Below are 12,221 nucleotides of genomic sequence, written 5' to 3'. Positions count from 1 at the left end.
TCAAGCTATGGCTGACGCTGTAAATTATATTACCGAAGATGATGCCTTCGGTTGGTTCAACCACTGTGGTCTATTTACCTGAAAATTGCTGTAAGTTACGCGCAAGTCTTTTTGCGTGTTCATTCCTTTATATTGTTACTTTTAAATGTTTACGAGCGTAAATACCACGCGCTTTTCTTCTACCAGATGACCCTTTTTTCTTTTTGTAGGAGCTTGCACGCCGCGAGGAATCTGGTCATAGTTTTTAAGCCGCATTGTCCACATTTATGGTTTTGCCTTTTGAGGGCTTTAGAGGTTTCGCCGTCATAGAGTTTGCTGTTGCGTTCGCTCCAGTAGGCGATATCTCCGTCGTAAGGTGACTTTTCCCCTTTGACATTGAGATGTTTGTTTTCGGAGTAAGGAACCGGTGGGAATGCCTTTGTTATTAGTCCTTTGGCACTGCACCTTGGGGAGTTTAGGAGATTTAGCTTTTAAAATCCGAAGCTGAAGAGGATTAAGGATCTCAATGGCGGAGGCTGAAGGCAGGGTACGGTGTAGATAAGTTAACTGCAAAAGCTCTCAACAGCAATTACACTCAAAAAACCAACTAAGGTCTTCATGCCCTCAGCAGCCAGCCTGTATCGTTCCACCTGGCAACCCGATTTGAAGATTTTGTGATATTCCTCTACCCGCCAACGGTAAGAATACCAACGTAAAATCGTAGAAGCCATCTGGATATCTGCGACAACTTCTGTAGTCAGAAGCATACATTCTACAGACGTTTCACCCTCTGGGCAATCAACTTCCGTGGCATAAACACCATATACGAGTTAGGCTTCGGCTGTATGAGCATTAGTGCCAACTACGGCCCCGCCGCAGACCGAAATCAGGGCATTAAAGCCATTCGCACAGCCTATGAAAAAGGCGTCAGGTTCTTCGATACAGCCGAAGTTTATGGCCCCTTTACGAACGAAGAACTGGTTGGAGAAGCGCTCGCGCCTTTCCGCGACAAGGTAGCTATCGCAACCAAATTCGGTTTTGACGTTGCAAATGGTTCAGGTGGTCTGAATAGTCGACCGGAGCACATCAAAAAAGTGGTTGAAGCCTCGCTCAAGCGGCTCCAAACCGACCGCATTGATCTTTATTACCAGCACCGAGTCGATCCCAAAGTGCCCATCGAAGATGTGGCTGGTGTGATTAAAGAACTCATTCAAGCGGGAAAGGTTCTGCATTTCGGTCTCTCTGAGGCAAGCGCACAAACAATCCGTCGGGCACACGCGGTTCAGTCGGTCGCAGCTATCCAAAGCGAGTACTCGTTCATGGAAAGAAGTCCCGAAAAAAACGGCGTCCTGAAAGCCTGTGAGGAGTTGGGAATTGGCTTCGTTCCGTGGGGGCCGGTTGGCATGGGCTATTTGACCGGGCAAATCGACGCTCTCAAAAAGTTCGACCCGAAAGCCGACCTTCGATTAGCGATGGAGCGCTTCTCGCCAGAAAACTTGGCGGCCAATGCTCCGATTGTAGACGTACTCCGAACCTTTGCGGATAAAAAATACGCGACACCGGCGCAAATTGCCTTGGCTTGGCTCCTCGCGCAGAAACCCTTTATTGTTTCTATTCCAGGCACACGCAACCTCAATCACCTGGAAGAGAATATGGGAGCCATCAACGTTAATCTGACGCCTGCGGATATTCGTGAACTCGAAGCAGCTTTCGCCAAAATCAAAGTGCATGGTGGCCGACTGAATGAAATGCATAGGCAGATCATTGAGCTGTGACCAGTCGTTGAGCAGCAAAATGGGGATGCAAGGGCCCTTGATTCAATCGCAAGCGCCCTTGCAGTTCAACTTGACCACCCGCGACAGAACAAGGCGCTGGTACTCGACCGCCTACAGTCCGCTCGTTCCTCGCTCCCTTTCGGCTGCGGGTGAGCTTGATCGTTGTGCAGCAGCGCGCAGTTTGGCTGTGTGCGGGAGAATCGTGCAAGATGAGACGAGCGACTTAACAGGAGAAACGATGCTGGTAAACTTGCTTTAGATTAAACTTTCCTTTAGCGTCCACCATGAAAACACTCATCATCAACGCTTCTCAGCCTGTTGCCGGAATGTCCGAAGGAAAACTCAATGACTTCCTGGCTAAAGTCATTAGAGAAGAGTTAGAACAGAACGGACATGAAGTCCGATTAACAGAGATTAAAAACGGCTACGACATTGACGAAGAAGTTGAAAAGCATCTTTGGGCTGATGTCATCATCACTCAGTCACCGGTCTACTGGTTCGGAAATCCTTGGATTTATAAAAAGTACGTAGACGAAGTTTTCAATGCTGGACTTCTTCAGCAGAAGATGGTAGCAAATGACGGTCGGACACGCAGCGACCCCACAAAACAGTACGGGACAGGCGGCCTAATGCAAGGCAAAAAATATATGCTCTCTCTGACTTGGAACGCCCCTGCTGAAGCCTTCAACGACGAGAGGCAGTTCCTGTTTGCGGGCAAATCGGTGGACGATTTTTTCATGTTCAACACCGCAAATTACAAGTTCTGTGGCCTAGAAATCCTTCCTTCTTTCTCTTGTCACGACGTACTGAAGCAAGGTGGCATTGAGCATGACATCGAGCGTCTTAAGGCGCATTTGGCTAAATACGTTCTGTGATTGTCGGTGAGCAGCCAACCCAATTGCTTCCAAAGCAAGTGACAACCGTAACACTCCAACTGCTGCCCAACAACCCGCTTGCACCCGACCGTATCAAGGCTGTTAGCAAGTTCGAGAGGTTATTAGCGTCGGGTGAAGCGAAGCCATGCCGTCAGGCTTATCGCCTAGTTATAAGGTTGGAAAATTTTTCTCCCACCAGTTCAGCATTGCTTGTTACCTTTAGCACCCGATTTCAATTACGGTACCGTATTTGCTGTGCTGTTTCTTAAATCCTTTTCCAGCAAGCTTTTCGAGACTTAACGGGAAAAGTCAGCAAAGCTAAAGGACAAATCCCCCTACAAATGGATTACCCAATGGTAAACAAGACGCTCAAATCGTCGATGCTATTTTACAACTTGCAGCATTAGCAAGTTCCTTTGAGTGTCCTGTTGTCTGTGAAGAATTAGATTTTAGTGACAAAAAGCAGCGACTTGGAGAGGCAGGAAGAAAGTACGCTCGAATGCTATCAAGTTGGGCGTACAGTAGATTTTATCAACTGCTTCAATCAATTCTATCGAATCGTGGCATTGATCTGATCACGGTTAATCCAGTCTATTCTAGTTTGATTGGATTAGTGAAGTACATGAGGATGTACGGACTATCTAGTGATTGTGCTGCGGCCTTAGTAGTTGCCCGTCGTGCTATGAGGCTAAATGAATTGCCGCAAAGCTCCATAACCGCCTATGCTTCAGTGAATGAAGACAAGCACATATGGAGCTTTTGGAGTGAACTGAATAAAAAAATCAAACGTTCCACTAAGATAAATCGGCGACATGATTATTTTACTGTTTCTAACTGGAGTTTCTTGGACAACCTCAGCAATGTTCGCGAATAGCGTCTCGAAGAGAGGAAGCGTAGGCACTAAGAAAGAGCGTTTCAAACTTACACCGTCAAGTTAAATCAGGTTTACCCAGATTTTTAGAAGCGGTCAATTCCCTCAACATACCAATCCATCGCTAGTTGTCTTTGATCATCCAACACCTTACCCTTTGGCACTCGCACCACCCCTTTTTGGTCTTTTACCGGGCCATCAAAAGGATGTGCAGTACCCTGAATAAACTCATCCCGCTTCGCATTCACCAGTTCTTGCACATCAGCCGGAATTGCCTGATTCATCGGGGAAATATCCACCATTCCTTGACCAATGCCATCCCAAACCTGTTGAGACTTCCAAGTATTAGTCATTACAGCCAAGGCTGTATCTGTATAGAATTTGCCCCATTTGTTAATAGCTGATGTTAGGTGGGCTTTTTGACCAAACATACTCATATCACTGTTGTAGCCAAAAGCATAAATGCCTTTTTCCTCAGCCAATTGGACAACAGCACTAGAGTCAGTATGCTGCGTTAGTATATCCGCACCTAAATTGACCAAAGCTTGAGCCGCTTCTCTTTCTTTAGCTGGATCGTACCAAGTTTGTACCCAAAGTACCTTAACTTTTGCTTGGGGATTTGTTAGCCGCACTCCTTGACTGAATGCACTTATTCCCCGAATTACTTCTGGAATTGGGTATGGGCCAATAAAACCAACTAGATTGGATTTTGTCATCTTGCCAGCAATCATGCCGGTTAAGTAACGGGGTTCTTCAAAACGTCCCAGATAAGTGCCGACATTGGCAGCACGTTTGTATCCTGTACAGTGTTCAAAGACAACATCACCAAAGTCCTTGGCAACTTTAATTGTTGGGTTCATGTACCTAAAGGAAGTTGTAAAAATCAACTTGTTACCGTCTAATGCTAGTTGGCGAATCACCCTTTGGGCGTCAGTACCTTCGTTGACATTTTCGACAAAGGTAGTTTCTACCTGATCTTGAAGATTGGCTTCCATGTCTCTGCGGCCTAAATCATGGGCATAAGTCCAGCCTAAATCACCTACAGGACTGACATAAACAAATCCCACCTTGAGAGGTTCATTTACTGCCACAGGCGACGCTGAGGGAGACACCTCACCCGGCAATTTGGAATTTTTGCCTTGAACACAACTAGTTAAGGCAAAGCTAGATCCTGCTAAAGTGGCATACTTTAGAAAATTCCGACGATCCATATTTTATCGAGGGGATTTAGTTGCTGAAAAAGATTTTTCTGATTTCTAGTAGCGACAAACACACTATTGACTTAATTTTAGCTCTTGTTTTTTGCCGTCAACTTACTTATAAAAGAAAGCAAATAGTGGGGAATAAGGGAGTGGGGGATGAGGGAGAAGAATTAATAACCAATCCCCAATTTTACTAATCTGGAGGTTTTTAATGAATTTATTTGAGCTTTTGGCAGGGGAAGACAATCATCCAGCCCTAGTTACGCCTGGAGGGCGATCGCTAACTTATAAGCAATTGCGCGAGAATGTTGTTGGACTGGTATCCCAACTCAACAGCTTTGGATTGAAACGGGGAGAACGCATTGCCATTGCCATGACTAACGGTTCACCAATGGCTATTACCTTTTTGGCTGCCGCCCTATGTGGCACTGCTGCACCCTTAAATCCCAAATACAAGCAAGAAGAATTTGCCTTTTACTATAAAGATACCCAAGCAAATGCACTGATTACGTTGTGTGAGACACCAGAAGCAGCTATTGCCGCCGTCACACCCGACATGATGCTGATTCATGCCAAGGTAAACACTGACGGCACATTAAACTTGGAATTAGTCAAAACAGGCATAGAATCAGCAGAGTCCGTGAATCCCGCAGCCCCCAAGGCCGATGATGTAGCGATGATTCTCCACACTAGCGGCACCACCAGTCGTCCCAAGCGTGTGCCGATTCGTCACCGCAACTTAATCGCCTCAGCCAACAACATCATTGGTGCTTACTCACTCACAGCAGATGACACTACACTTTGCCTAATGCCCCTGTTCCACATTCACGGATTGGTGGGCTGTTTGCTGGCAACTCTGGCATCGGGCGGCACACTAATTTGTCCCAATGGTTTTAATGCCCTGGAGTTTTGGAAACTGGTAGATAGCTATAAACCTACCTGGTACTCCGCAGCGCCAACCATGCACCAGACAATTTTGGCACGCGCTAGCCGTAACACAAAAATTGTCAAAGCTAACCGCTTTCGTTTCATTCGCTCTAGTAGCGCTTCCTTGCCCCCGATTATCATTGAACAGCTGGAGGCAACTCTCAATGCTCCTGTGGTGGAATCTTACAGCATGACTGAAGCATCTCACTTAATGACCACCAACCCCCTACCGCCAAAAGTGCGGAAACCAGGTACTGTAGGTTATGGCTTCGGTGTAGAAGTGCGCATTATGGACTCCGAAGGCAACCTGCTATCTCAAGGAAGCTTGGGCGAGGTGGTGGTAAAAGCACCCAATGTTATGGATGGCTACGAAAACAACCCCCAAGCTAACGCCACAGCTTTTGTAAACGGTTGGTTCCGCACAGGGGATCAGGGCACACTGGATAAAGATGGCTACCTCCGCTTGACTGGACGGATTAAAGAATTGATTAACCGGGGTGGGGAAAAGATTTCTCCCTTAGAAGTGGATGATGTCTTGCTGCGCCATCCCGCCGTCGCCGAAGCCTTGGCTTTTGCCGTCCCCCATAAATCTTTAGGAGAAGATATTCACGTTGCTGTTGTCCTTAAGGCAGAAGCTGGCGAAAAAGAACTTTTAGCCCACTGTTCAACAATGCTGGCAGACTTCAAAGTTCCTAAGCAAGTTCACATTTTGGATCAATTGCCTCGTGGTGCTACCGGGAAACTACAACGGTTGGCTATGGCGATATTGCTGAACATAGGGCAGTAGAGAGATGGGCTTTTGAGATTGAAAATTGAGGCTTGACGTTTGTTTGGTTTATTGTGATCAACTTAGCTTATCGTCAGTTAAATTACGTAATTGAAGAACCCAGTCCCACAGGTTTAATTTTGACTGTTAAAAATAGTAAAGTAACAGAAATTTTCTGCTTTTATGTTAGATGATAATTAATTTTGCCAAGAGTAAGCGATACACTAAGGGAAATTCCTTGAGGAAGCGTTGATGGCACGGTCAAGCGGGGTTAAAAATGAAACGTCTGCACAGGAATTACCTACAATTTCAGACAAAGATACAATGACAATTGAAGATTCGCCTGTACAGCAATTGCCGACAATTTCAGACCAAGATACAGTGACAATTGAAGATTCGCCCGAATCAGTGGAAGATGTCCAGGATATTGACGACATCTTGAATTCACTCAAAAGCTTACTGAGTACCCTAGAAAAGCTCCAAAAAGTCCGGCTGGAGGTGGGCGACATCAAACCGTTGATTGGGCGGATGCTTGATGGAGAACTGGTTGCTGGTGATGAACTTGAGCAACTTAAGGCAGGTGTGAGTAGTCTTTCTCGTCTTGTTCGTGCTTATAATGACCATCAAGCAGCGTTGGCTAAAGCACAACCTGCTAGAAACTTGCTAGATCAAGTGCTTAAAGAGCGTAAAGCTAATTGAAATAAGAAGCGATGTCTACGATGGTCACTGACTTGTGCCGAGCGCAGTCGAGGTAGCTTGCGGTACCCTTCGGGAAGCTACGCGCAGCGCGATACCCTGAGCTTGCCGTACTCCGCAGGAGTTGCAAGCTACGCGCAGCGTCTCGTAGACAAGGGTCTCGTAGACAAGGGTCTCGTAGACAAGGGTCTCGTAGAGAAGTGCGGGCTACTTTCCAAGATATCTACTTTATGATGAACGTTGCACCCGCCATTGTAGTACTAGGTCAAAATAGCGTCACGGTAGCACGCAAAATAATCACTGTCCTACCAGGGGCGACGCTATACGGTCTAGCGGGTCGCACATCGGGAGTTGATGTCACCTTCACGAATTTTGGCGAGACGTTGCGCGAGTTATTTGTCCAGGGAACGCCGTTGATTGGCATTTGTGCCGCCGGTATTTTAATTAGGACATTAGCTCCCGTACTCTCGGATAAACGAGAGGAACCACCAGTGCTAGCTGTGGCTGAAGATGGTAGTGCTGTTGTGCCGCTCTTGGGCGGACTTGGTAGGGTAAATGATTTAGCACGCCACATTGCCGAAGCCCTTGATGTGAAGCCTGCAATTACGACCACAGGCGATTTACGTTTGGGTACAACGCTGTTATCTCCTCCCCCCGGATACCATTTAGCGAACCCAGACGATGCGAAGAAATTTATCTCAGATTTGCTAGCTGGGGCACAAGTTAAACTACAAGGCATCGCACCTTGGTTAAATGATAGTAAACTGCCCATAGATCCAAAGGGAGATTTGACCATCCAAGTTACGGAACGTTTGGTTACTCCTACAGTCAACTGCCTTGTTTACCACCCAGCAACGATCGCGATCGCAATTAGTGGCATAATTGATGATGCAGTAGCTTTAGTACAGCAGCTACTAGCTGATGCCAAACTAGAAAAAGCATCAGTCGCCGGGATATTTGCACCCATCACCGCCGCAGCCGATCCTGCAATCCACGCCGTAGCTAGCGCCTTGGGAGTGCCTGCCCGCTTTTTTACCCAAAATCAGCTAGAAAGCTTACTTTCACAAGGTTATAGCCCCGCCCAAGCCGTAGCGATCGCCGCTACAGGCACATCCCCCATTATTACCGCATCTCCCCAGATTGCGATCGCTATTGCCCCTCAACCAATTGACCCCAACACCATCGGTCAGCCACGCGGACGGTTAGCGATTATTGGCACAGGCCCTGGTGGATCGCAATGGATGTCTCCCGAAGTCAAGGAGATAATTAAGTCGGCAACCGACTTAGTGGGTTACAAAACTTATTTAGATTTAGTCGGTTCTCTGGCTGATGGCAAGCAACGGCATGAGTCCGACAACCGCGAAGAAGAAGCACGGGCAAAAATGGCTCTTGATTTGGCAGCATCTGGGCGATATGTAGCTGTAGTTTCATCTGGTGATCCCGGTATATATGCAATGGCAACAGCAGTTTTTGAAGTATGCGATCGCGATGCTAAACCCGAATGGGACAGTATTGACATTCATGTGGCACCAGGCATCTCAGCCATGCAGGCAGCAGCAGCAGCAATTGGTGCGCCCCTTGGGCATGACTTTTGTGCTATTTCCCTTTCTGATATCTTGAAACCTTGGTCTGCGATCGCACAACGAATTACTGCTGCTGCTGAGGCTGATTTTGTCATTGCTTTCTACAATCCTGTTTCCAAAGAGCGGACTTGGCAACTGGCAGAAGCGAGAAATATTTTGCTGCGACATAGAACACCAGATACACCGGTAGTGTTGGCGCGAAATCTCGGTAGATCAGGACAGACGGTAAAAGCGATCGCACTTGAGGAGTTAGTACCAGCCGCCGCCGATATGCGGACAATTATTCTCGTTGGTTCCACAAAAACCCGAACCATCAAGCGCCGCGATGGTAATATCTGGGTTTATACGCCGCGTCGCTATACCGAATAGTAGGCATAGCGCTGTCAACAAATAACTCAGGAACGTGGATTAAACACAAGGAAAAACTTCTCTTTTGTTGGGGAGGCAGGATAAGCACTTTTTTAAATCCACATAATAAAACCCCAGGACTAAGCGGAAGGCTCTTATTTTAAGTTTTTCACCAGAAGTGGTAATCATTCGGGTCTCAAATCGTTAGATAATTCCACAATACCCCTAGAACCATCAATCCTTACCCGTTGACCATCTTGGAGGAGCCATGTAGCGCCTCGAACATCCATCACTGCGGGAATCCCATATTCACGAGCAACGATCGCACCGTGAGAAAGCCGCCCACCAACTTCGGCAATTAATCCTCCAGCCCTTAATAAAAAAGGTGCCCAGCCGGAATCTGTGTAAGGTACTACCAGAATCGTATCTCGGTCAATCTCCGGCACGTCTTGTAAATTTCGCAACACCTTCACCCGACCTTCAGCTTGTCCCGGACTGGCTCCAATGCCTTGTAAGATTTGGTCAGAGTAGAGCAGAGAGGGAGCTAAGGGGTGAGGGGGTGTATTGCCATAGACTAAAAGGGGTACTTGAATGATCTCGCTATCTTGGAGGAATTGCGATCGCCTCAATTTTACTAACTCATCCAACTGCTCAATTAATCTGGAATCTCCACCCACAACCAGACGCCGCACTTGATCAAAGTTTAGAAAAAAGATATCTCCTGTTTTATTGAGTAAGCCAGACTTTAACCAAATCTTCTCTAAAGCCACAAAACTCCAACGCAATTCAGCTAAAAGCCGGGAATAAACTTCGGTAACTCGTCCTTTGATATCTACACGCCGTTGCACAAAAGAGCGTTTGCCCTTACCAGCAAAGATGCTATTAATCGCGTCTTTAGCGCCTGATTGTGGTTCGTTACCCTGCATTAACTGCACAAACATCTGCTTAATCATCTGGGGATTCTCCCGCCAAGTCGGAACGGAAATATCAGTTCCCACTTCACTTAAATAGCCGTAATCCTGAAGCAATTCGTCAAATTCTTGGAGAATCTTCTCTCCCTCTGGGGTTTGTTTTAATTGCTCAAATACTTGCTGTGGCTCAAACTCAAGCAATACTTCCTTGGCATCTGTAGCTATTGCACTGAGCGATCGCAATGCCGCGATCTCTGGGGTAACGCTGTGATCAATTTGCCCATCCTTCACCCGAAAAATCCCCTGGCGGAGGGCAGCACTCAAGGGAGCTAGAATGCTGTAATATGTTCCTTGACGCAGCAACTCTAGAATAAAGTCAATTCTTAACAACAGCTTGGATGGTTCCAAGTTATGTATATCTGACTGCGCTAACTGCGACAACCCAGGAATGAACAGTTTATGATAATCCCGCTTGAAATCTTTTTCTAAACTTAATTCCCGCTTCAGCAACTTCCCTAGTCCTGGCAAATTTTCCCAGGTTGACTCCCAAGACGGTTTACTTAATTTAGCTCCTCTGGTTAAAAATTCCAGACTTTCGGACGGTAGTCCCATGCGGAGAAAAATATTCCCTAAGAGGGATGCGTTAAAGTAGGCTCTGGAATAATGCAGAGTTGCTGTTTCGGCGAAATCTAACCCCAAAGCGCGTTCGCCCAAAACTAAAGTAAAAAGTTCTCCCCATGCTCCACAAGTTAAGGGACGATTAATCGACCATGTTAAGGGGTGAATTACTCCGGGAATCACTTCGGCGGCGATTTTGCGTGTCCACATCGGTAGCAGAGTGGTAATCGGTCGAGCTTGCAACACCCAGAGTGTTTGACCGTCATAACTCCACTCGATATCTTGAGGAGTGCCATGATAACGTTTTTCGAGTCGGTAGGCTAAGTATGCAACTTGCTTGATTAATGCTTGTGGTACTCGTCCTTCACCCTCTAATTGCACAGAGGAAGAATTTTCTGTTTCCAGGACAAAAGCGCGATATTGTTCTGGTGTGACTTTTCCCGAAACGACTTGCGTCGGGCTGCCCGGAAGGGCTTCGATGATAATCGCATCACTTTGCTGGGTAATGGGATCGCGGCTAAAAGCGACACCAGAAAATACACTTTGGACTTGTTGTTGAATCAACACAGCCATTGCTGAGTCATTTAAGCCGCGATCGCGCCGATATTGCACGGCAGATGGCTGATTATAGGAAGCTTGAACTTGCGCGATCGCTGACTGCAATCCCTCTGGGCTGGTAACATTTAAAACTGTTTCATACTGCCCAGCCGCAGAAGCTTGTTCTGAGTCTTCTCCAATGGCAGAAGAACGTACCACTAAGGGGGATAATTCTGATGGCTGGAGAAATTCTGTCAACAGTTCCGGATCATCGATCGGAGCAAGTACCCACCCCTTTGGGACTGGATAGCCCCAGCGCTTAATTTGGGATAATGTCGCTGCCTTTTCTCCGACAATCGCAGCATCCAACTCTTCATCTAGAGAAACCATAGCGCGATCGCCGCGTAAAAATTCCAACATCGCTTGCGATTCGGTTTGTGCCTGTTGGGCTGGGAGGTTCATATCATCAGGAATTTTGGTATAAATCCAGCCCATTAAACCAGCCAAGGCAACAGCAGCAAGCATTCTGGGAATATCGCTAATGTGCAGAAGCGTCACAAACAGAGGAAACAGAAGCAAAACCCCAAATTTGACTACCTGTCTTGATTGCAGAATTGCAAAGCTAATACCTGCAAAGAAAAATACAAATATTGCCACCAGTGGATCATGTACGACAAATCCCCAGACAACATTTGTCGTACCTGCGCCTCTGCCGATCCAATATCTACCGATTACTAGAGCGATCAGGGCAATCAATTCCCAAGACGATCCATCTGGGAAGAAAATGCGGGTGAGTAAGACTGCTGCAACTCCTTTAAAAGCTTCTGACAAGACTGCCAGAATTCCGACAAACCTACCGCCATGATAAAAGGCAGCTGATACAGTAATGTTTCCTGTACCAACTTGTGATAATTGCTTGCGCGTAAGCGCGTAAGTAATCCATTCAATCAGGGGTAATCCGCCCAAGAGGGGGCAGGCAATTAAAATAACTAAGACACCCCAAGGTTCAAACATTCGGGATTTTGGATTTTAGATTTAACGCTTCGCGGAAGTCCCCATCTTCTCTGCGAGACGCTACGCGAACAAGGTATTCCTAAGATGGGGATTGTGAGCACAACGACCGCGCTCTGTTA

At 46.8% G+C, this 12,221-nt stretch carries 8 protein-coding genes and 2 pseudogenes; 6 read left to right on the top strand and 4 right to left on the bottom strand.

Annotated features, from left to right (window positions below; all coding sequences use genetic code 11):
• Positions 1-233: 233 nt before the first annotated feature.
• Both ACYTXL_RS31265 and ACYTXL_RS31260 read right to left on the bottom strand, forming a co-directional pair.
• Positions 234-428, bottom strand: a pseudogene (locus ACYTXL_RS31265) (RNA-dependent DNA polymerase); the annotation flags it as partial.
• A 16-nt stretch (positions 429-444) separates the two neighbouring features.
• Positions 445-806 (bottom strand): annotated as a pseudogene (locus ACYTXL_RS31260) (hypothetical protein); the annotation flags it as partial.
• Here ACYTXL_RS31260 and ACYTXL_RS31255 point away from each other — a divergent pair.
• The 3 genes from ACYTXL_RS31255 (at position 777) to ACYTXL_RS31245 (ending at position 3,503) form a co-directional block, all read left to right on the top strand.
• Positions 777-1,754, top strand: coding sequence for an aldo/keto reductase (locus ACYTXL_RS31255; RefSeq protein ID WP_461928017.1), 978 nt, complete (start codon positions 777-779; stop codon positions 1,752-1,754). The pseudogene ACYTXL_RS31260 and the gene ACYTXL_RS31255 overlap by 30 nt on opposite strands.
• Positions 1,755-2,038: 284 nt before the next feature.
• Positions 2,039-2,629: an NAD(P)H-dependent oxidoreductase gene (locus ACYTXL_RS31250; protein ID WP_461928016.1), complete on the top strand. Its 591-nt coding sequence runs from the start codon at positions 2,039-2,041 to the stop codon at positions 2,627-2,629.
• Between the two features lie 499 nt (positions 2,630-3,128).
• Positions 3,129-3,503: a hypothetical protein gene (locus ACYTXL_RS31245; protein WP_461928015.1), complete on the top strand. Its 375-nt coding sequence runs from the start codon at positions 3,129-3,131 to the stop codon at positions 3,501-3,503.
• An 83-nt stretch (positions 3,504-3,586) separates the two neighbouring features.
• Here ACYTXL_RS31245 and ACYTXL_RS31240 read toward each other — a convergent pair whose 3' ends face one another.
• Positions 3,587-4,711: a BMP family ABC transporter substrate-binding protein gene (locus ACYTXL_RS31240; RefSeq protein ID WP_461928014.1), complete on the bottom strand. Its 1,125-nt coding sequence runs from the start codon at positions 4,709-4,711 to the stop codon at positions 3,587-3,589.
• A gap of 202 nt (positions 4,712-4,913) precedes the next feature.
• Here ACYTXL_RS31240 and ACYTXL_RS31235 point away from each other — a divergent pair, with 202 nt between their 5' ends.
• The 3 genes from ACYTXL_RS31235 to cobJ all read left to right on the top strand — a co-directional run bounded on the left by ACYTXL_RS31235 (position 4,914) and on the right by cobJ (position 9,043).
• Positions 4,914-6,416: an acyl--CoA ligase gene (locus ACYTXL_RS31235; protein ID WP_461928013.1), complete on the top strand. Its 1,503-nt coding sequence runs from the start codon at positions 4,914-4,916 to the stop codon at positions 6,414-6,416.
• Positions 6,417-6,647: 231 nt separating this feature from the next.
• A complete protein-coding gene (locus ACYTXL_RS31230) occupies positions 6,648-7,094 on the top strand; it encodes a hypothetical protein (RefSeq protein WP_461928012.1) in 447 nt (148 codons plus the stop codon).
• 227 nt (positions 7,095-7,321) lie between these two features.
• Positions 7,322-9,043 (top strand): precorrin-3B C(17)-methyltransferase, encoded by a 1,722-nt coding sequence (gene cobJ / locus ACYTXL_RS31225; protein ID WP_461928011.1) that lies wholly within the window; start codon positions 7,322-7,324, stop codon positions 9,041-9,043.
• A gap of 164 nt (positions 9,044-9,207) precedes the next feature.
• Here cobJ and ACYTXL_RS31220 read toward each other — a convergent pair whose 3' ends face one another.
• The gene (locus ACYTXL_RS31220) at positions 9,208-12,102 is read right to left on the bottom strand and encodes a glycerol-3-phosphate acyltransferase (RefSeq protein WP_461928010.1); all 2,895 of its coding nucleotides are present in this window, start codon (positions 12,100-12,102) and stop codon (positions 9,208-9,210) included.
• Positions 12,103-12,221 lie beyond the last annotated feature (119 nt).

The organism is Nostoc sp., from assembly GCF_054880495.1.
The sequence above is the reverse complement of the archived record's forward strand: the minus strand, read 5'-3'. Positions and strand labels throughout refer to the sequence as shown.